Consider the following 20,315-nt stretch of genomic DNA (forward strand, 5'->3'; position numbering starts at 1 on the left):
GCGCGGCGTTTTCGTTTCGAGGCGCGCCGTGCGGCGCCCGGCGAATCAGCGGAACACGACAGTCTTCGTCCCGTTCAGCACGATCCGGTGCTCGACGTGCCACTTCACCGCGCGTGCCAGCGTCACGCATTCGACGTCGCGGCCGATCGCGGTCAACTGGTCGGGCGTCATGCTGTGGTCGACGCGCTCCACTTCCTGCTCGATGATCGGGCCTTCGTCGAGATCGGTCGTCACGTAGTGCGCGGTCGCGCCGATCAGCTTCACGCCGCGATCGAACGCCTGGTAGTAAGGCTTCGCGCCCTTGAAGCTCGGCAGGAACGAATGGTGGATGTTGATCGCGCGGCCGGCGAGCTGCTGGCACAGGTTCGGCGACAGGATCTGCATGTAGCGCGCGAGCACGACCAGATCGGCCTGGTGCTCATCGATCACTTCCAGCACGCGCGCTTCCTGCGCGGCCTTCGCGGCATCGGAGGAGCCGCCGATCAGCGGGAAGTGATGGAACGGAATGTTGTAGCTCGCGGCGAGCTGATAGAACTCCTTGTGGTTCGACACGATCGCCGGGATCTCGATCGGCAGCTGGCCGGTGCGATAGCGGAACAGCAGGTCGTTCAGGCAGTGGCCGATCTTCGACACCATGATCACGACGCGCGGCTTCACCGCCGCGTCGTGCAGTTCCCAGCGCATCGAGAATTGCTCGGCGAGCGGCGCGAATTCGCGGCGCAGCGTGTCGAGCGCGGTCGCGGCATCCGCGCCGCCGCCGTCCTGCTCGAAGTGCACGCGCATGAAGAACTCGCTGGTGCGGCTGTCGCCGAACTGCGCCGAATCGAGGATGTTGTTGCTGCGCTCGAACAGGAAGCCCGAGACCGCATGGACGATGCCGTGCCGGTCGGGGCACGACAGTTTCAAGATAAAGCTGTGATCGGTCGGCATGACCGCTACTCCCTTCGTTTCCGTATTCGTCAAATTGTCCGTTCGCGCCGCCGCGATCCGCGCGCGGCGCGCGGCACGTGTCACGCGGCCGGTGCGAACAGTGCGTCGATGCCGGCCGCGTCGGCCGCCGCAATCCAGCGGTGGCGCAACAGCGTGTCGAGCGTCGCGAGGCTTGCATCCATCGTCGCGCGGCCTGCGCGCAGCCAGCCGATCACCTCGGGCACGCCGGCCAGCAGGTGCTCGGCCACTTCGCCGTCCTGGTTGCGCGGCGCGAAATCGTGCGGCAGCGGCAGGTCGTACACGAAGATCAGTTCGGACTGCGTGCCTTCCGGCAGCGAGTTCAGCACCTGCACCGCGCGGCCCGCGATCGCGCGCGCCGCCAGTTCGGGCGGGATGCCGGCCTCTTCCCAGCACTCCTTCGCGAGCGTCTCGTGAACGCCCAGGCCCCAGCCGATGCCGCCGGCGACGACGTTGTCGAGCATGCCGGGGTCGGTCGCCTTGGTCTCGCTGCGACGGCCGAGCCACATCTTCGGCACGGACGCGGCGGGCGGCTCGCCCGGCGTAACCCCATATTCTACGATGCCGTTCACGTGCACCGCATAGGTCTGCGTGCCGAAGAAGCGCGACGCCGCGCGCTCGATGTACGCGAGCGGCGGATCGTCGAAGCGGTTCCGGATCGCGTAAATCTCGTCGCGCCAGCCCGGAATCGCGCCTTCGGCCGCGAGCGCGCCGATCGCACTGGCCAGCGCCATGCTGCGCGCATCCACCGAGTCGTAGCGCGCCGACAGCACGACGCGCTCGCGGCCCAGCTCGAACACGTCGGGCCAACGCGCGAGCTTCGCGACGTCCTGGCGGCGCACCCAGCCGACCGCCTGGCCGGCGATCTCGAAACGCAGGTGCGGGACCGGATCGAAGCGGCGCGCGGCCGCAATGCACGGAAACGTCATCGCGGTCAGTCCTTTAGCGCCACGCGAATGCCGATCGCGATGAACGTCGCGCCGGCGATCCGGTCGAGCCACACACCGGCCTTCGGGCGACGCTTCAGCCACGCGCCGATCATGCCCGCGCCGACGCCGAACAGCGAGAACACCGCGGCCGTCTGCAGCATGAACAGCGCGCCGAGCTCGAACATCTGCAGCGTCACGCTCTGCGCGCCGTGCGGATCGACGAACTGCGGCAGGAACACGACGAAGAACAGCGTGACCTTCGGATTCATCAGGTTGCCGATCACGCTCTGCCGGAAGATCGTGCCGAGCGGTTGCGGCGGGCGCGCGTGCGCATTCGAGAGCCCCTGGCTGCGCAGCGCCTTGATCCCGATCCACACGAGGTAGGCGGCGCCCGCGAGCTTCAGGATCTGGAACGCGACCGGCGACGAACGCAGCACGGCCGCGACGCCGAGCGCCGCGAGCGTCGTGTGGAACAGGATCCCGGCGGTGAATCCGAGCGCGGCGACGAAACCGGCCGCGCGACCCTGCGAGATACCGCGTGCGAGCACCTGCAGATTGTCGGGACCGGGCGCGAACGTGATCGCGACCGACGTGGCGAGAAACAGCATGAAGTTGGGCATCGTGACCTCGCTGCGAAGCGTGAACCGGGGCGGGTGAGCCGGGGCGGCGTTCAGTGGCCGGCGAATTCGGTAACGGTATAGACGGGCAGTCCCGCGTTGCGCAGCAGCGCCGAGCCGCCGAGATCGGGCAGGTCGATGATCGCCGCGCCTTCGACCACTTCCGCGCCGAGCCGCTGCAGCAGGTTGCGCCCCGCCATCATCGTGCCGCCGGTCGCGATCAGGTCGTCCATGATGATCACGCGGTCGCCGGGCTTGCATGCGTCTTCGTGAATCTCGACCGTCGCGCTGCCGTATTCGAGGTCGTACGATTCCGAGCGCGTCTTGTACGGCAGCTTGCCGACCTTGCGGATCGGCACGAAGCCGACGCTCAGCTCGTACGCGACGATCGGCGCGATGATGAAGCCGCGCGCGTCGAGGCCCGCGACGTAGTCGAGCTTCGCATCGACATAGCGTTCGACGAACAGGTCGACGAGGATGCGCAGCGCCTTCGGGCTCTGCAGCAGCGTCGTGATGTCGCGGAACATCACGCCCGGCTGCGGCCAGTCCGGCACCGTGCGGATCTGGCTGTGGATGAAGGCGACCGGATCGAGCGGCGCGCCCGACGACGAATGCGGCATGAAACTCTCCGAAAAAAACGGTGCGCGAAGATCGGGCACCGTTTCTGAAAATACGGGTCAGGTTATGAATCGCGACTCAGGCGGCCGCAGCCGGCGGATCGCGCCGATGGCGCGACAGCCGCTCCTCCGCGAGCGCGAGCGCCTCGGGCAGCCCGCGCAGCACGACGATGTCGCTCGCGCGCAGCTTGGTCTGCGGATCGGGTTCGACGCCGCGGATGCCGTGCCGGCGGATCGCCGTGACTTCCAGCCCGAGCGCATACAGCCCGAGTTCTTCCAGCGAACGCCCGACCGCGTCCGCGCGCGCATCGACCGGCACCGATTGTAGCCGCACCTGCTCGTGGTCGTCGTCGTCCGCGTCGTCCGCGCCGCGGAAATAGCCGCGCAGCAGGCTGTAGCGCTCGTCACGCATTTCCTCGACGCGCCGCACGACCTTGCGCATCGGCACGCCGACCAGCACCAGCGTGTGCGACGCGAGCATCAGGCTGCCCTCGACGATCTCCGGAATCACCTCGGTCGCGCCGGCCGCGAGCAGCTTCTCGAGATCGGCGTCGTCGACGGTACGCACGATCGCCGGCAGCGTCGGCTCGAGTTCGTGCACGTGATGCAGCACGCGCAGCGCGGACGGCGTGTTCGCATAGGTGATCGCCACCGCCGCCGCGCGGTGGATACCGGCCGCGAGCAGCGACTCGCGGCGCGCCGCGTCGCCGAACACGACCGATTCGCCGGCCGCCGCGGCCGCGCTCACGCGATCGGGGTCGAGGTCGAGCGCGACGTACGAAATGCCCTCCTGTTCGAGCATGCGCGCGAGGTTCTGGCCCGCGCGGCCGTACCCGCAGATGATCACGTGGCCGCGCTGCTTCAGGCTTTGCGTCGCGATCCGCGTCATCTGCAGCGACTGCTGCATCCATTCGGTCGACGACAGCCGCATCACGATCCGGTCCGCGTTCTGGATCAGGAACGGCGCGGCGAGCATCGACAGCAGCATCGACGCGAGGATCGCCTGCAGCAGCGTCGAATCGACGAGATGCCGGTCGAGGATCAGGTTCAGCAGCACGAAGCCGAATTCGCCGGCCTGCGCGAGCCCGATGCCGGTGCGCATCGCCACGCCCGGCGTCGCGCCGAACAGTCGCGCGAGCCCGGCGATCATCGTTCCTTTGAACAGGATCTGCCCGATGAAGAAACCGAACACGAGGAGCGGGTGCTCCCAGATCACGCGCGGATCGAGCAGCATGCCCGTCGTCACGAAGAACAGGCCGAGCAGCACGTCGCGGAACGGCTTGATGTCCTCCTCCACCTGATGGCGGAACGGCGTCTCGGAAATGAGCATCCCCGCGATGAACGCACCGAGCGCGAGCGACAGCCCGAAGCGGTCGGTGATGAACGCGGCGCCGAGCGTGACGAGCAGCAGGTTCAGCACGAACAGTTCCTGCGAGCGGCGCCGCGCGACGACGTTGAGCCAGCGCGTCATGAAGCGCTGGCCGATCACCAGCAGCAGCGTGAGCGCGATCACGATCTTGACGGCCGCGAAGCCGAGCGTGAGCGCGAGGTCCTTCGACGATTCGGCGCCGAACGCGGCAATCACGATCAGCAGCGGCACCACCGCGAGATCCTGGAACAGCAGCACGCCGAAGATGTTGCGGCCGTGCTCGGTCTCGATCTCGAGCCGCTCGGCGAGCATCTTCGACACGATCGCCGTCGACGACATCGCCAGCGCGCCGCCGAGCGCGATGCTGCCCTGCCACGTGATGTGCACCCAGTGCTCGAACAGCGTGCCCAGCACGAGCGCGAGCACGAGCGTCGCGACGACCTGCAGCAACCCGAGCCCGAACACGAGCCGCTGCATCGCTCTCAGCTTCGCCAGCGAGAATTCGAGACCGATCGAAAACATCAGGAATACCACGCCGAATTCGGCGAGATGCTCGGCGCGCTCGAGGTCCGCCGCGACGCCAAACGCGTGCGGGCCGACCAGGATGCCGACGGTCAGATAGCCGAGCATCGGCGGCAGGTTCAACGAGCGGAATACGACGACGCCCACCACTGAGGCCAGCAGCAGCAGCAGGGTCATTTCGAGCGGGGAAATCACAGGCGAAGCGTCCTCGTTCGTCGGGGCCACGGCAATGCGGGCGCGGGTGGTGGCGGTGGACGGGCACAATCGGACAAGTCCGAAGCCCGGCGCGGCGAACAAACGCCTTTGCTATACTCCGCGCATGATAGCGAAAATCAATGATGATCGGGCGCTCGCGCTCGCCCGCGACGTGCTCGACATCGAGGCGGACGCCGTGCGCGCGCTGCGCGACCAGCTCGACGGCGGCTTCGTCCAGGCCGTCGCGCTGCTGCTCGGCTGCCGCGGCCGCGTGGTGGTGTCCGGCATCGGCAAATCGGGGCATATCGCCCGCAAGATCGCGGCCACGCTGGCCAGCACCGGCACGCCGGCCTTCTTCGTCCACCCTGCCGAGGCCAGCCACGGCGACCTCGGGATGGTCACCTCCGACGACGTCTTCATCGGCATTTCCTATTCGGGCGAATCCGAAGAACTCGTCGCGATCCTGCCGCTCGTGAAGCGGATCGGCGCGAAGCTGATCGCAATCACGGGCCGCGCGGGGTCGAGCCTCGGCACGCTTGCCGACGTGAACCTGAACGCCGCGGTCTCGAAAGAGGCGTGCCCGCTGAACCTCGCGCCCACCGCGAGCACGACCGCCGCGCTCGCGCTCGGCGACGCGCTCGCCGTCGCGGTACTCGACGCGCGCGGCTTCGGTTCGGAAGATTTCGCGCGCTCGCACCCGGGCGGCGCGCTCGGCCGGCGCCTGCTCACCTACGTGCGCGACGTGATGCGCTCGGGCGACGACGTCCCGTCCGTCGGGCTCGACGCGACGCTGTCGGACGCGCTGTTCCAGATCACCGCGAAGCGCCTCGGCATGACGGCCGTGGTCGACGCCGGCGGCAAGGTCGCCGGCATCTTCACGGACGGCGACCTGCGCCGCGTGCTCGCGCGCGACGGCGACTTCCGCACGCTGCCGATCACCGAAGTGATGACGCGCGACCCGCGCACGATCGCGCCGGATCACCTGGCGGTCGAGGCCGTGGAACTGATGGAGCGCCACCGGATCAACCAGATGCTCGTGGTCGATGCCGACGGCGTGCTGATCGGCGCGCTGAACATGCACGACCTGTTTTCGAAGAAGGTGATCTGATGAGCGCGGCACTGACTGCGGCCGAACGCGCAAGCCGCGTGAAGCTGATGATTTTCGACGTCGACGGCGTACTGACCGACGGCGGCCTGCTGTTTACCGCGGCCGGCGACACGATGAAGTCGTTCAATTCGCTCGACGGCCACGGTGTGAAGCTGCTCGGCGAAGCCGGCATCGCGACCGCGATCATCACGGGCCGCCGCTCCGACATCGTCGCGGCGCGCGCGAAGGAAATGAAGATCGCACATCTGTTCCAGGGCGTCGAGAACAAGCTCACAGTGTTCGCCGACCTGATCGCATCGCTCGGCGTCGGCGCCGACCAGTGCGGCTACATGGGCGACGACTGGCCCGACCTGCCCGTGATGCTGCGCTGCGGCTTCGCGACCGCCCCCGCGAATGCGCACCCCGAGGTGATCGCCCGCGCGCACTGGGTGGCCGAAGCCCGCGGCGGCCACGGCGCGGTGCGCGAAGTCTGCGACGCGATCCTGCGCGCGCAGCGCCGCTACGACGCGCTGCTCGCAGCCGCCTGCGGAGCCTGACGGATGAACACGCATTTCCGCTGGACCCAGCTGCTGCCGCTCGTCGCGGTCGCCGCGCTCGCGGGCATCACCTGGTGGCTGCTGCAGGCCACGCTGCCGCCGCCCGGCGAGGGCGTCGCGCAGCCCAAGCGCCATACGCCCGACTATTTCGCGGAAAACTTCTCGGTCACCGAGCTCGACCAGTCGGGCTCGACCCAGTACCGGCTGACGGCCGCGAAGCTGATCCATTACGAAGACACCGAAGCCAGCGACCTGACCGATCCGGCCATGCGCGCATTCCAGCCCGGCAAGCCGGTCGTGACGACCACCGCGAAGCGCGGCACCGTCAACGGCGACGTGTCGATCGTCGACTTGTACGACGACGCGCGGATCCTGCGCGCGGCCGGCGGCGGCGATCCGCAGATGCAGGCCGATTCGCAGCATTTCCGGATCTTCGTCAATGACGATGTGATCCAGACTGAAAAGCCGGTTAAACTTCAGCGCGGCCTGTCGCTCGTCAACGCGACCGACGGCATGAAGTACAACAACGTCACCCGGGTCATCGAGCTTTACGGCAACGTGCGCGGCACGATTGCCGCGCAGGACGCATCCGGCGGCTCGAAAGGTCAACCCAAGTGACGCATCCCTCACGTGACTGCATGAACGAACCGTTCCCTCGACAGATTTCCGGCGGCGCTGCGCGCGCCGTCCGCGCCGCGCTCGTCGCGACGCTCGTGGCGCTCCCGCTGGCCGGGCTGGCGCCGCTCGCCCATGCCGAGAAGGCCGACCAGAACAAGCCGATCAACGTCGAGGCCGACAACCTGACCTATGACGATCTGAAGCAGGTCACGGTCGCGACCGGCAACGTCGTGATCACGAAGGGCACGATCATCATCAAGGGCGATCGCGTCGAAGTGCGCCAGGACCCGGAAGGCTATCAGTACGCGACCTCGTTCGGCAGCGGCAAGAAGCACGCGACGTTCCGCCAGAAGCGCGAAGGCCTCGACGAGTATATCGACGGCGACGCCGAGCGCATCGACTACGACGGCAAGCAGGACCTGACCACGCTGACCACCGCCGCGACCGTGCGCCGCCTGCAGGGCACGTCGACCGTCGCCGATACGGTGCACGGCAGCGTGATCACGTACGACGGCCAGCGCGACTTCTACACCGCGAAGGGCGGCAAGGACGTCGCCGCGCCGGGCAACCCGAACGGCCGCGTGCGCGCGATGCTGTCGCCGAAGAGCGGCGGCGCCGCGCCGCTGAACGGCGCGCCGGCGAAGCTGTCGCCGTCGACCACGATCCAGGGAGCGCCCGGCCAATGAACGCGCTACCGAACCGCCAGCCGGCCGGCACGACGAGCTCGCTCGTCGTCCGCAATCTGAAAAAGCGCTACGGCTCGCGCACGGTCGTCAAGGACGTGTCGCTCGACGTGAAGAGCGGCGAAGTCGTCGGCCTGCTCGGCCCGAACGGCGCGGGCAAGACCACGTCGTTCTACATGATCGTCGGCCTCGTGCCGCTCGACGCGGGCGAGATCTCGCTGAACGGCAGCTCGATCAGCCTGCTGCCGATCCACAAGCGCGCATCGCTCGGCCTGTCATATCTGCCGCAGGAAGCGTCGGTGTTCCGCAAGCTGACCGTCGAGGAAAACATCCGCGCGGTGCTCGAGCTGCAGCACGGCGACGACGGCAAGCGGCTGTCGAAGGACGCGATCTCGTCGCGCGCCGAGGCGCTGCTCGACGAGCTGCAGATCGCCCACCTGCGCGAGAACCCCGCGCTGTCGCTGTCGGGCGGCGAGCGGCGCCGCGTCGAAATCGCGCGTGCGCTGGCCACCAACCCGAACTTCATCCTGCTCGACGAGCCGTTCGCCGGCGTCGACCCGATCGCGGTGCTCGAGATCCAGAAGATCGTCAAGTTCCTGAAGCAGCGCAACATCGGCGTGCTGATCACCGATCACAACGTCCGCGAAACGCTCGGCATCTGCGACCACGCGTACATCATCAGCGACGGTTCGGTGCTCGCCGCCGGCGCACCGAGCGAAATCATCGAAAACGAAAGCGTGCGCCGCGTGTACCTCGGCGAACACTTCCGCATGTAACTCTCCCTCGTCGCTGGCTGCACCCCGCCCGGCGTCGCCGCGCGGGGCCGCGTGCCGCTTCGCGGCCATGCCCGCGGCCGGGCGGCGCGCCGCGCGTAATCGCGGATGGCTCAACGCGCCTGGGTCGTGGCAAACTGCCGGTATGACTCCCTCCTCGCCATGAAAGCCAGCCTTCAACTCCGCCTGTCGCAACATCTGGCGCTGACGCCCCAGCTACAGCAGTCGATCCGGCTCCTGCAGTTGTCGACGCTCGAATTGCAGCAGGAAGTCGCGATGGCCGTCGCGCAGAACCCGCTGCTCGAGAACGACGACGAATGGATCGCGAGCCCGTTGCGGGTCGCGGCAGACGGATCGCTGATCGCGCAGACACCGCCCGCATCGAACACCGAGCCCGCCGCGACGAACGGCAGCAGTTCGTCGAGCGATCGCAACGAGCGCGACGAGCCGGCCGGCGCGGATGAATACGACGGTTACGCGTCCGGCGACGGCAACGACGGCCCGCAGTGGAACCTCGATGAATTCGGCCGCTCGAGCGGCGCGTCCGACGACGACGACCTCCCGCCGCTGCAGGTACAGGAAGCGGCGACGTCGCTGCGCGACCATCTGTCCGCGCAGTTGCGCGTCACGCAGGCCAGCCCGCGCGATCGCGCGCTCGTGATGTTCCTGATCGAGTCGCTCGACGACGACGGCTACCTGACCGCGACGCTCGACGAAGTGCTCGCCGACCTGCCGCCCGAGCTGGAAATCGACTGCGACGAACTGAACGCGGCGCTCGCGCTGCTGCACAGCTTCGACCCGGCCGGCGTCGGCGCCCGCTCGGCCTCCGAATGCCTGAAGCTGCAGCTGGTGCGCCTCGATCCGTCCCCGACACGCACGCTCGCGCTCGAGATCGTGTCGCAGCATCTCGAACTGCTCGCCGCCCGCGATTTCACGCGGCTGCGCAAGCACCTGAAGGCGAGCGACGACGCGCTGCGCGACGCGCACGCGCTGATCCGCTCGCTGGAGCCGTTCCCCGGCGCCGCCTACGGCAGGGCCGAGGCCGACTACGTCGTGCCCGACATCATCGTGAAGAAGGCCGGCCAGGGATGGCTCGCGGAGCTCAATCCGGACGTCGTGCCGCGCCTGCGGATCAACAGCCTCTACGCGAACATCCTGCGCAACAGCCGCGGCGATCCGTCGGCCGGTTCGCTCAAGCAACAGCTGCAGGAAGCACGCTGGCTGATCAAGAACATCCAGCAGCGATTCGACACGATCCTGCGTGTCGCGCAGGCCATTGTCGAGCGTCAGAAGAACTTCTTTGCGCACGGTGAAATTGCCATGCGCCCCTTGGTTTTGCGGGAAATAGCTGATACGCTGGGCCTACACGAGTCGACTGTCAGCCGTGTGACAACCGGGAAGTACATGCTGACCCCGTTCGGGACGCTTGAATTTAAGTACTTCTTCGGATCTCACGTTTCGACCGACACCGGTGGCGCCGCTTCGTCGACCGCCATCCGAGCCCTCATCAAGCAACTGATAGGAGCTGAAGACCCAAAATCGCCACTTTCGGACAGCCGCATTGCCGAGCTGCTGGCAGAACAGGGTTTCGTGGTCGCACGCCGCACGGTTGCGAAATATCGCGAAGCCCTCAAGATCCCGGCAGTGAATCTGCGCAAGTCTCTTTAAGCCTGCTGCCTGCCCGGCGGCAGGCGTGTTCCGGCCACCGCGCACACGGGGAACAGGCCGGGCGACCTGTCCGCGATATGCCGCCACGTGCGGCATGGGCAAGTCGACCGGAGCGCCGCCTCGATGCGGCCGGGTGGTCACTCGCTTGGAGAAGCACTATGAACCTGAAGATCAGTGGACATCATCTCGAAGTCACGCCTGCCATTCGCGAATACGTGATCACCAAGCTGGACCGGGTGCTACGGCATAGCGATCAGGTGATCGATGGCACTGTGATCCTCTCGGTCGACAACCACAAGGAAAAGGACAAGCAGCAGCGTGCGGAAATCAACCTGCACCTGAAGGGCAAGGACATCTTCGTCGAAAGCGCGAACGGTAACCTGTACGCGGCGATCGACCTGCTGATCGACAAGCTGGACCGCCAGGTCGTCAAGCACATGGAGCGCCTGCAAACGCACGCGCACGACCCGATCAAGCTTCAACCGTCGATCGACCAGATCGAACTGCCGCCGCAGTAAACTTCACTGCAGCACACACGTCGCCCGGTTCGCCGGGCGTTTTTTTTGCGACTGAGCGCAGTGGTGCAACCGGTCCGTCCGCGCTGCGCCACGCACGCGGCTGTGCTCTATAATGTTCCGGTTATCGCCGGGGGGCGTTGGATGCGGTAGCTGCGTTGCAGGTTGCCGATGCCACATGCCTTGATATCGCCGAACATGGAAAATCAGTCTGCCGCAGCAAGGAGACCCCAGGCCGCCCAACCGCCTGCCAACATGAATCGCCTAGCCAAAATCCTGCCCATAGAGAACGTCGTCATCGACCTCTCAGTCACCAGCAAGAAACGCGTGTTCGAACAAGCCGGGCTGATGTTCGAGAATCAGAACGGCATCGCCCGCAGCACCGTCACGGACAATCTGTTCGCGCGCGAGCGCCTCGGCTCGACCGGGCTCGGCGAAGGCGTCGCGATCCCGCACGGGCGCATCAAGGGCCTCAAGCACCCGCTCGCCGCGTTCGTCCGGCTCGCCGACGCGATCCCGTTCGAAGCCCCCGACGGCCAGCCGGTCGGCCTCCTGATCTTCCTGCTCGTGCCCGAGCAAGCCACCCAGCAGCACCTCGAGATCCTGTCGGAAATCGCGCAACTGCTGTCCGATCGCGACGCGCGCGAGCGTCTGCACAACGAAACGGATATCGCCGAGTTGCATCGCCTGCTCACTCAGTGGCAACCTTGAGTTGATCCGGGCGGTATATTTTCCCGTACGCGGCGGCACACGCCGCCGTTCAGGGCCGCCCGGCGCCGGCCCGGCATGGCGACGTCCGTCGCCGCGCGCACGCACCGGCTCATTGGAGTGACGAGAGTCATGGATACGTCCAGCATCAACGCCCAGAGCATCTTCGACGACAACGCGGCCACGCTGAAACTGAGTTGGCTGACGGGGCATGAAGGCTGGGAGCGCGGCTTTTCGGCCGACACCGTCGGCAATGCAACGTCGAGCGCCGACCTCGTCGGCCACCTGAACCTGATCCACCCGAACCGGATCCAGGTGCTCGGCGAAGCCGAAATCGACTACTACCAGCGGCAGACCGACGAAGACCGCTCGCGCCACATGGCGGAGCTGATCGCACTCGAACCGCCGTTCCTCGTCGTCGCCGGCGGCGCCGCGGCCCCGCCCGAACTCGTGCTGCGCTGTACGCGCTCGTCGACCCCGCTGTTCACCACCCCGATGTCGGCCGCCGCGGTGATCGACAGCCTGCGGCTCTACATGTCGCGCATCCTCGCGCCGCGCGCGACGCTGCACGGCGTGTTCATCGACATCCTCGGGATGGGCGTGCTGCTCACCGGCGATTCGGGCCTCGGCAAGAGCGAACTCGGTCTCGAGCTGATCAGCCGCGGCCACGGCCTCGTCGCCGACGACGCGGTCGATTTCGTCCGACTTGGCCCCGATTTCGTCGAAGGGCGCTGCCCGCCACTGCTGCAGAACCTGCTCGAAGTGCGCGGCCTCGGCCTGCTCGACATCAAGACGATCTTCGGCGAGACGGCCGTGCGGCGGAAAATGAAGCTGAAGCTGATCGTCCAGCTCGTGCGGCGCCCGGACGGAGAATTCCAGCGCCTGCCGCTCGAAAGCCAGACCGTCGACGTGCTCGGCTTGCCGATCAGCAAGGTCACGATCCAGGTTGCGGCCGGCCGCAACCTCGCGGTGCTCGTCGAGGCGGCCGTGCGGAACACGATCCTGCAGTTGCGCGGAATCGACACGTTGCGCGATTTCATGGATCGGCAACGACTCGCGATGCAAGATCCCGACAGTCAGTTCCCCGGCAAACTCGTGTAACCCGCACGCGCCGGCCACGCAACGCCGACGCGTCGAGCCGGTGCTATGATGAAACGTCAGGATTCTCTGCTTCCCATGCGCATCGTCCTCATCACCGGCATCTCCGGCTCAGGCAAGTCCGTCGCGCTGAACGCGCTCGAAGACGCAGGCTATTACTGCGTCGACAACCTGCCGCCGCACGTGCTCCCCGAACTCGCCCGCTACCTCGCCGAGGACGGAAAGCGTCGGCTCGCGGTCGCGATCGACGCGCGCTCGAGCGCATCGCTCGACGAAATGCCCGGCCTGATCCGCGAGCTGTCACGCGAGCACGACGTGCGCGTGCTGTTCCTCAACGCGAGCACCCAGGCGCTGATCCAGCGCTTCTCCGAAACGCGCCGCCGCCACCCGCTGTCCGGCTCGCTGTCGCACGACGCCGACGTCGGCCTGCTGTCGTCGCTCGAGGAAGCGATCGAGCGCGAGCGCCACCTCGTCGCGCCGCTCGCGGAGTTCGGTCACCAGATCGATACAAGCACGCTGCGCGCGAACGTGCTGCGCACGTGGGTCAAGCGCTTCATCGAGCAGAAGAACAACGACCTGATGGTGATGTTCGAGTCGTTCGGCTTCAAGCGCGGCGTGCCACTCGACGCCGACCTGATGTTCGACGTGCGCGCGCTGCCGAATCCGTACTACGACCACGAGTTGCGCCCGCTCACCGGGCTCGACCAGCCGGTCATCGCCTTTCTCGACGCACTGCCGATCGTCCACCAGATGATCGACGACATCCATGCGTTCCTGATGAAATGGCTGCCGCACTTCCGCGATGACAACCGCAGCTACCTGACCGTCGCCATCGGCTGCACGGGCGGGCAGCATCGTTCGGTGTTCATCGCGGAAACGCTCGCCGCGCGCCTCGCGCACGACGCGAACGTGATCGTGCGGCATCGTGACGCGCCAGTGGATGTCGACGCGTCGTCGCGGCTCGTCTCCGAGGTCGACCGACCCTGACGACGCCCGCCCCTTCATCGGCGCGCCATGTCCTCCCTATCGACCACCCTGATCGACCTCCCGCTGTTCCCGCTGCACACGGTGCTGTTTCCGGGGGGGCTGCTCCCGCTCAAGGTGTTCGAGGCACGCTATCTCGACATGGCCCGCGCGTGCCTGCGCGACGATGCGCCGTTCGGCGTGTGCCTGCTGAAGAGCGGGCCCGAGGTCGCGCAGGACGGCGCCGTGTCGGTGCCCGAGACCATCGGCTGCATGGCGCGCATCACCGAGTGCGACACCGGTGAATTCGGGATGCTTTATCTGCAGGCGGTCGGCACGCAGCGCTTCGAGCTGCTGTCGTATCGCGTCGAAAGCAACGGGCTGCTGGTCGGCATTGCGGAGCCGCTGCCCGACGACATCCCGCTCGAAGGCGAGCAGGCGCTCGCGCAGTTCGGCTCGTGCGCCGAGGTGCTCGAGCGCATCATCGACGCACTGAAGAAGAAGTCCGAACCGGGCAAGCTGCCGTTCGGCGAACCGTTCCGCCTCGACGACCCGAGCTGGGTGTCGAACCGTCTCGCGGAGTTGCTGCCGCTCGATCTGCGTGCGCGGCAGAAGCTGATGGAGTTTCCGGACGTCGGTGCGCGCATCGACGCCGTGCACCACGTGCTCGACCGGCACGGCTGGCTGTAGCGCGCCCGGGACCTTTCGCTTCGCGCGAGACATCCGGAAGCGGCATCCCGCGAGGGGCTTCCATCGGTTCGGGAAACACGGGTCGGCCCGGCGCTTTCCATAGCGCGCTCCTCAGCCTTGCCGCTTCGCGCCAGGTCATGGAGGCGGATCTCCCTCGGCATTGAAAACCCCAGGCATCCGAAGCCTCGTTGAAAGCGCGGCATGCGCCGCCCCTCCCCCTTCGTTACAGCAGCGGCCCGCTCAATGCATCGAGCAGCTTGCGCACGGGCGCCGGCACGCCATACGCGTCGAGCCGGCTCAGCGGCACCCACGCGGTATCCGCATCCCGCGCGCCCGCAGGCAGCCCGCCGCCGTCGGCGATGTCGCTCAGCCGCGGTTCGATCTCCAGCCGGAAATGCGTGAACGTGTGCGTGAGCGGCGCGAGCGGCACCGTCCCGCCGCCGCCGAAACCGCGCGCGAGTTCCGCGAGCGCGGCGTCGCCGTCCGCTTGCGGAAGGCTCCACAGCCCGCCCCAGATGCCGGTCGGCGGCCGCCGCTCGAGCAGCACGGCGTCGCCGTCGCGCAGCACGAGCATCCAGGTCCTGCGCGTCGGCACGGCCTTCTTCGGCCGCGCGGCCGGCAGTTCGCGCTGGCGGCCCGTCGATTGCGCGACGCAGTCGCCCGCGAACGGGCAGCGCGCGCAATCGGGCTTGCCGCGCATGCACAGCGTCGCGCCGAGATCCATCAGCCCCTGCGTGTACGCGCTCACGTCGGCCGGGTTCGCGGCGTCGGGCAACAGCGATTCGGCGAGCGCCCACATGTCGTTCTCGACGCGCTTCTCGCCCGGAAAGCCCTCGACGCCGAACACCCGCGCAAGCACGCGCTTCACGTTGCCGTCGAGGATCGTCGCGCGCGCGCCGTAAGCGAACGACGCGATCGCCGCGGCCGTCGAGCGGCCGATACCCGGCAGTTCGGCCAGCGCATCGGGCGTCGCCGGGAACGCGCCGCCGTGCTCGGCGACGACGACCTGCGCGCAGCGGTGCAGGTTGCGCGCGCGCGAGTAGTAGCCGAGCCCCGCCCACAGCGCCATCACGTCGTCGCTCGGCGCGGCCGCGAGCGCGGCGACGTCGGGATAGCGTTCGAGAAAGCGCGTGTAGTAGGGGATGACGGTCGATACCTGCGTCTGCTGCAGCATGATTTCCGACAGCCAGATCCGGTACGGATCGCGGGTGTTCTGCCAGGGCAGGTCGTGGCGGCCGTGCTCGCGCTGCCACGCGACCAGACGCGTGGCGAACGTGCGGTGCAGCGGCGTGACGGGGAACGGAGCGGGGGCGATGCGGGGCGGCTTCAAGTTATGTAATCGGGGAAAGGGGTTTCAACGCTGGCAGGTCGCACAGAAATAGGTCGACCGCTGGCCCTGCACGATCTGGCGGACCGGCGTGCCGCAGACGCGGCAAGGCAGGCCGGCACGATCGTAGACGAAGCAGTCGAGCTGGAAGTAGCCGCTTTCGCCGTTGCTGCCGACGAAATCGCGCAACGTGCTGCCGCCGCGCTCGATCGCATCGGCGAGCGTCGCGCGCACCGCATCGGCCAGCCGCTCGTAGCGCGGCAGCGAGACCTTGCCGGCGGCCGTCGTCGGCCGGATGCCGGCGCGAAACAGGCTCTCCGATGCATAAATGTTGCCGACGCCGACGACCATGTCGCCCGCGAGCAGCGCCTGCTTGACCGACACGGTGCGGCCGCGCGTGCGTGCGTGCAGCAGCGCGCCGGTAAAGGCCGGCGAGAACGGCTCGACGCCGAGGCTCGCGAGGAGCGGATGCGCATGCACGTCGCCCGCTTCGCGCGGGTGCCACAGCACCGCGCCGAAACGCCGCGGATCGCGGAACCGCAGCACGAATTCGTCGAAGATCCAGTCGATGTGGTCGTGCTTCGCGGCGACCGGCACGCCGGCCGCGGGCAGCACGCGCAGCGTGCCCGTCATGCCGAGATGGACGATGAACCAGCCCGCGTCGACCTCGAACAGCAGGTACTTGCCGCGGCGCTCGACGGCGAGCACCTCGCGCGCGCGCAATTGTTCGGCGAGCCCCGCCGGCACAGGCCAGCGCAGCATCGCGGTACGGACGTCGACACGCTCGACGCGGCGGCCCGCGACAAAGGGTTCGATGCCCCGGCGCGTGACTTCGACTTCTGGCAACTCTGGCATGTTTTACGGGTCTGAGACTGGATTACCGATCGTGCGTGTATTGTAGCGAGCGCGTTACAATTGGTTGAAACATCGAACGGATTTCCATGACCCTGCCCTCGAAGCTGCTTCAGAAGCGCCCCGCCGCCGTGCGCGGCGCGCGTGCCTTCCCGGTCCGTCGTGCACTCGGCGCCGCGCTGTTCGCCGCCTGGACCCTCACCGCCTTCCCGGCTCACGCGCAGGATCCGGCATCGGACGACGCGGAGTCGCAAGGCGCGTTCGAGCATGTGATGCCCGACGAGAAGAAAGATCTCCCGGGCGTGCCGCTGACGAGCCAGATCGTCTACCAGGTGCTCGCCGCCGAGGTCGCGCTCCAGCGCAACCAGCCCGCGCCGGCTTACCAGACCTACCTCGCGCTCGCCCGCGACACGCGCGATCCGCGCATGGCGCAGCGCGCGACCGAGATCGCGCTCGGCGCGCAGAGCCCGGCCGACGCGCTGTCCGCCGCGAACCTGTGGCGCCAGTACGCGCCGGATTCGAATCGCGCGTCGCAGGTCGACGCCGCGCTGCTGGTGCTCGCCGGCAAGCCGGCCGACGCGCAGCCGATGCTCGCGCGCGAGCTGGCCCGCGCGACCGGCGAAACCCGCGGCCCGGCGATCCTCGCGCTGCAGGCGCTGCTCGTGCGCGGCCCCGACCGCGTCGGCGGCCTCGCGGTGCTGAAGGACATGCTGAAGAACGACCTGAACCGGCCCGAAGCCCAGCTCGCGATCGCGCGCCAGCAGCTCGCGGTCGACGACAAGGACGGCGCCGCGCAGTCGCTGAAGCAGGCGCTGCAGATTCGCCCCGACTACCTGCCGGCGGCCCTGATGCTGTCGCAGATGGGGCCGGCGGAACGCGCGGCGGGCATCGTGTCGTTCGAGAAGTATGTTCAGCAGAATCCGAAGTCGCGCGATGCGCGGCTCGCGCTGTCGCAGCTCTATCTCGCCGACGATCGCCTCGACGACGCGCAGAAGCAGTTCGAAACGATGCGCAAGCTCGACTCGAAGGATCCGACGCCGCTGATGGCGCTCGCGCTGATCAAGATCCAGCAGAAGAAGCTCGACGAAGCGACCGCCTACCTGAAGCAGTACGTGCAGCTCGGCGACAAGCAGCCGAACCTCGACGTCGGCCAGGGCTACATCTACCTCGCGCAGATCGCGATCGACCAGAACAACGACGCGCAGGCGTCGCAATGGCTCGACAAGGTCGACCAGACGAGCCAGCACTACCTCCCCGCGCAAATCACGCGCGCGCAGCTGCTGCAGAAACAGGGCAAGACCGACGACGCGCGCAAGGTGCTCGACGACCTGCCGATCACGGATCCGCGCGACGCGGCCGTGGTCGCACGCACCGACGCGTCGATCCTGTTCACCGCGAAGCGCTATCCGGAAGCCGAGGCCCGGCTCGGGCAGGCGGTCCAGGACTTCCCGGACGATCCCGACCTGCGCTACGACTACGCGATGGCGGCAGAAAAAACCGGCCACTACGCGACGATGGAAAAACAGCTCCGCGAGTTGATCCGCACGCAGCCCGACAATCCGCAGGCGTACAACGCGCTCGGCTATTCGCTCGCCGACCGCAACCAGCGGCTGCCCGAAGCCAGCAAGCTGATCGACAAGGCGATGACGCTCGCGCCGAACGACGCGTACATCATGGACAGCCTCGGCTGGGTGAAGTACCGGATGGGCGATACGGCGGGTGCGGCGAAGGTGCTGCGGCGCGCGTACGAACTGCAGCCGAACGCCGAAATCGGCGCGCATCTCGGCGAAGTGCTGTGGAAGAGCGGCGCGCAGGACGACGCGCGTTCCGCGTGGCGCGCCGCGCAGAAGCTCGAGCCTGACAACGAGACGCTCGTACAGACGCTCAAACGCCTCCAGATCAACGGTCTCTGATGCAGATGGTCCCGACGTCTTCCCTGTCCTCGCGTGCGCAGCGCACGCTGGCCGCAGCCGGCGCGGCGCTCGCGCTCGCCGGCTGTGCAAGCACGCCGCCGTCGGCCAGCGTGCCGCCGGGCGCGGCGCTGCAGACCGCCACCACCCACGCTTACCACGGCCGCTTCGCGGTGCAGTACGACGACCGTCTCGGCAAGCAGCAGAACGTGTACGGCAACTTCGACTGGCAGGAGCACGGCGACGACGTGTCGCTCGAGCTGCGCAGCCCGCTCGGCCAGACGCTCGCGGTCGTGAAGTCGACGCCGCAGGCGGCGTCGCTCGAACTGCCGAATCGTCCGACGCAATATGCGCCGGACGTCGGCGGCCTGATGCAGAAAACGCTCGGCTTCGAACTGCCGCTCGCGGGCCTGCGCTACTGGCTGCTGCCGACGCCCGCCCCCACGTCGCCCGCGCAGACCGTGCGCGACCCGGCGGATGGCACACGCGTCAAGCAGATCCGCCAGGACGGCTGGACGATCGACTACCTTGCCTACGCGGATGCCCCGGCCACGGGCGTCAAACGCGTCAACCTCGTGCGTGCGACCCCGCCGCTCGACATCAAGCTCGTGCTCGATCAGTGAGCACGCGCGCCTAGTCCCGACATACGCATGACCGATTCGACCCGCTCGCTGCGCAACTGCCTTGCGCCCGCGAAACTCAACCTGTTCCTGCACATCACCGGCCGCCGCCCGAACGGCTATCACGATCTGCAGAGCGTGTTCCAACTGCTGAACTGGGGCGACACGCTGCACTTCACGCTGCGCGACGACGGTCGCGTCGCGCGTGTGACCGACGTCCCCGGCGTGCCCGAGGAAAGCGATCTCGTCGTGCGCGCCGCCAACCTGCTGAAAGCGCATACGGGCACCGCGCACGGTGTCGACATCGAGATCGACAAGTGCCTGCCGATGGGCGCCGGCCTCGGCGGCGGCAGCTCCGACGCGGCGACGACGCTGCTCGCACTGAACCGCCTGTGGCAACTCGATCTACCGCGTGCCGAACTCCAGTCGCTTGCGGTCAAACTCGGCGCGGACGTCCCGTTTTTTATTTTTGGGAAAAATGCGTTCGCGGAGGGTATCGGAGAAGAATTAGCTGAGGTAGAATTGCCGACTCGCTGGTTCCTGGTTGTGACGCCAAGCGTTCATGTCCCGACCGCTGAAATATTTTCAGATGAGTTGTTGACAAGAGATACGAAGCCCGTCACAATTGCTGACTTTCTTGCACAGCAAACCAGCGATGCGGGATGGCCAGATAGCTTCGGCCGGAACGATATGCAGGAAGTTGTAACAAGGAAGTACGCGGAAGTTGCGCAGGCGGTCAAATGGTTGTATAATGTGACCCCCGCGAGGATGACCGGCTCCGGAGCTAGCGTGTTTGCAGCGTTTCACAGCAAGCACGAGGCAGAAGCGGCGAAAGCCAAACTGCCCGCCAGTTGGAATGGCGCAGTTGCCGAGAGTCTGAACGAGCATCCGCTCTTCGCTTTCGCGTCATGAAGTTTTACTTTGTCGAATGGCCTACACGCGTTCGATGAAGTTGTCAGTTAAGTGTAGGGGAGTCGCCAAGTTGGTCAAGGCACCGGATTTTGATTCCGGCATGCGAGGGTTCGAGTCCTTCCTCCCCTGCCAAAAAA

21 protein-coding genes and 1 tRNA gene are annotated in these 20,315 nt (G+C 67.3%); 15 read left to right on the forward strand and 7 right to left on the reverse strand.

What is annotated here, in order from left to right; all coding sequences use genetic code 11:
* Positions 1-45 precede the first annotated feature (45 nt).
* The 5 genes from purU to WJ16_RS14205 form a co-directional block, all read right to left on the reverse strand.
* Positions 46-930 carry a formyltetrahydrofolate deformylase gene (gene purU, locus WJ16_RS14185; protein WP_069258072.1) on the reverse strand — a complete coding sequence of 295 codons (885 nt, stop codon included), beginning with the start codon at positions 928-930 and terminating at the stop codon, positions 46-48.
* Between the two features lie 80 nt (positions 931-1,010).
* Positions 1,011-1,877, reverse strand: a complete 867-nt coding sequence (locus WJ16_RS14190; RefSeq protein ID WP_069257594.1) for an NUDIX hydrolase — start codon at positions 1,875-1,877, stop codon at positions 1,011-1,013.
* Positions 1,878-1,882: 5 nt separating this feature from the next.
* Complete coding sequence (locus WJ16_RS14195; RefSeq protein WP_069257595.1) at positions 1,883-2,497, reverse strand: LysE family translocator; 615 nt, start codon at positions 2,495-2,497, stop codon at positions 1,883-1,885.
* A gap of 50 nt (positions 2,498-2,547) precedes the next feature.
* The gene (locus tag WJ16_RS14200) at positions 2,548-3,114 is read right to left on the reverse strand and encodes an adenine phosphoribosyltransferase (RefSeq protein ID WP_069257596.1); all 567 of its coding nucleotides are present in this window, start codon (positions 3,112-3,114) and stop codon (positions 2,548-2,550) included.
* 76 nt (positions 3,115-3,190) lie between these two features.
* A complete protein-coding gene (locus tag WJ16_RS14205) occupies positions 3,191-5,197 on the reverse strand; it encodes a monovalent cation:proton antiporter family protein (RefSeq protein WP_069257597.1) in 2,007 nt (668 codons plus the stop codon).
* A gap of 124 nt (positions 5,198-5,321) precedes the next feature.
* Here WJ16_RS14205 and kdsD point away from each other — a divergent pair, with 124 nt between their 5' ends.
* The 11 genes from kdsD to WJ16_RS14260 all read left to right on the forward strand — a co-directional run bounded on the left by kdsD (position 5,322) and on the right by WJ16_RS14260 (position 14,557).
* On the forward strand, positions 5,322-6,305 hold the full coding sequence (gene kdsD, locus WJ16_RS14210) for an arabinose 5-phosphate isomerase KdsD (RefSeq protein WP_069257598.1): 984 nt from the start codon (positions 5,322-5,324) through the stop codon (positions 6,303-6,305).
* Entirely contained in the window at positions 6,305-6,841 is a 537-nt protein-coding gene (locus tag WJ16_RS14215; protein ID WP_069257599.1) for a KdsC family phosphatase, read from the forward strand. The genes kdsD and WJ16_RS14215 overlap by 1 nt, the downstream gene beginning before the upstream one ends.
* Positions 6,842-6,844: 3 nt before the next feature.
* On the forward strand, positions 6,845-7,459 hold the full coding sequence (lptC, locus tag WJ16_RS14220; protein WP_069257600.1) for an LPS export ABC transporter periplasmic protein LptC: 615 nt from the start codon (positions 6,845-6,847) through the stop codon (positions 7,457-7,459).
* A 20-nt stretch (positions 7,460-7,479) separates the two neighbouring features.
* Complete coding sequence (lptA, locus tag WJ16_RS14225; protein WP_069257601.1) at positions 7,480-8,145, forward strand: lipopolysaccharide transport periplasmic protein LptA; 666 nt, start codon at positions 7,480-7,482, stop codon at positions 8,143-8,145.
* The gene (lptB, locus tag WJ16_RS14230) at positions 8,142-8,918 is read left to right on the forward strand and encodes an LPS export ABC transporter ATP-binding protein (protein ID WP_069257602.1); all 777 of its coding nucleotides are present in this window, start codon (positions 8,142-8,144) and stop codon (positions 8,916-8,918) included. The genes lptA and lptB overlap by 4 nt, the downstream gene beginning before the upstream one ends.
* A 159-nt stretch (positions 8,919-9,077) precedes the next feature.
* Positions 9,078-10,583, forward strand: a complete 1,506-nt coding sequence (locus WJ16_RS14235; protein WP_069257603.1) for an RNA polymerase factor sigma-54 — start codon at positions 9,078-9,080, stop codon at positions 10,581-10,583.
* 158 nt (positions 10,584-10,741) lie between these two features.
* Positions 10,742-11,101 carry a ribosome hibernation-promoting factor, HPF/YfiA family gene (gene hpf / locus WJ16_RS14240; protein WP_006477786.1) on the forward strand — a complete coding sequence of 120 codons (360 nt, stop codon included), beginning with the start codon at positions 10,742-10,744 and terminating at the stop codon, positions 11,099-11,101.
* 195 nt (positions 11,102-11,296) lie between these two features.
* Entirely contained in the window at positions 11,297-11,809 is a 513-nt protein-coding gene (locus tag WJ16_RS14245; protein ID WP_069257604.1) for a PTS sugar transporter subunit IIA, read from the forward strand.
* Positions 11,810-11,938: 129 nt separating this feature from the next.
* Positions 11,939-12,907: an HPr(Ser) kinase/phosphatase gene (hprK, locus tag WJ16_RS14250; protein WP_011353227.1), complete on the forward strand. Its 969-nt coding sequence runs from the start codon at positions 11,939-11,941 to the stop codon at positions 12,905-12,907.
* A gap of 75 nt (positions 12,908-12,982) precedes the next feature.
* The gene (rapZ, locus tag WJ16_RS14255; RefSeq protein ID WP_069257605.1) at positions 12,983-13,891 is read left to right on the forward strand and encodes an RNase adapter RapZ; all 909 of its coding nucleotides are present in this window, start codon (positions 12,983-12,985) and stop codon (positions 13,889-13,891) included.
* Positions 13,892-13,918: 27 nt separating this feature from the next.
* Positions 13,919-14,557 (forward strand): LON peptidase substrate-binding domain-containing protein, encoded by a 639-nt coding sequence (locus WJ16_RS14260; RefSeq protein WP_069257606.1) that lies wholly within the window; start codon positions 13,919-13,921, stop codon positions 14,555-14,557.
* A gap of 223 nt (positions 14,558-14,780) precedes the next feature.
* Here WJ16_RS14260 and mutY read toward each other — a convergent pair whose 3' ends face one another.
* Together mutY and mutM are read right to left on the reverse strand one after the other, a co-directional pair.
* Positions 14,781-15,887, reverse strand: a complete 1,107-nt coding sequence (gene mutY / locus WJ16_RS14265) for an A/G-specific adenine glycosylase (protein WP_069257607.1) — start codon at positions 15,885-15,887, stop codon at positions 14,781-14,783.
* A gap of 24 nt (positions 15,888-15,911) precedes the next feature.
* A complete protein-coding gene (gene mutM, locus WJ16_RS14270) occupies positions 15,912-16,739 on the reverse strand; it encodes a bifunctional DNA-formamidopyrimidine glycosylase/DNA-(apurinic or apyrimidinic site) lyase (protein ID WP_069257608.1) in 828 nt (275 codons plus the stop codon).
* An 86-nt stretch (positions 16,740-16,825) separates the two neighbouring features.
* Here mutM and WJ16_RS14275 point away from each other — a divergent pair, with 86 nt between their 5' ends.
* The 4 genes from WJ16_RS14275 to WJ16_RS14290 all read left to right on the forward strand — a co-directional run bounded on the left by WJ16_RS14275 (position 16,826) and on the right by WJ16_RS14290 (position 20,310).
* A complete protein-coding gene (locus WJ16_RS14275) occupies positions 16,826-18,649 on the forward strand; it encodes a tetratricopeptide repeat protein (protein WP_069257609.1) in 1,824 nt (607 codons plus the stop codon).
* Positions 18,649-19,269: a lipoprotein insertase outer membrane protein LolB gene (gene lolB, locus WJ16_RS14280; protein WP_069257610.1), complete on the forward strand. Its 621-nt coding sequence runs from the start codon at positions 18,649-18,651 to the stop codon at positions 19,267-19,269. The genes WJ16_RS14275 and lolB overlap by 1 nt, the downstream gene beginning before the upstream one ends.
* A gap of 27 nt (positions 19,270-19,296) precedes the next feature.
* Entirely contained in the window at positions 19,297-20,178 is an 882-nt protein-coding gene (gene ispE, locus WJ16_RS14285) for a 4-(cytidine 5'-diphospho)-2-C-methyl-D-erythritol kinase (RefSeq protein ID WP_069257611.1), read from the forward strand.
* Positions 20,179-20,233: 55 nt separating this feature from the next.
* Positions 20,234-20,310, forward strand: a tRNA-Gln gene (locus WJ16_RS14290).
* The last annotated feature ends 5 nt before the right edge of the window (positions 20,311-20,315 follow it).

The organism is Burkholderia metallica (assembly GCF_001718555.1).
GTDB classification, from domain to species: domain Bacteria; phylum Pseudomonadota; class Gammaproteobacteria; order Burkholderiales; family Burkholderiaceae; genus Burkholderia; species Burkholderia metallica.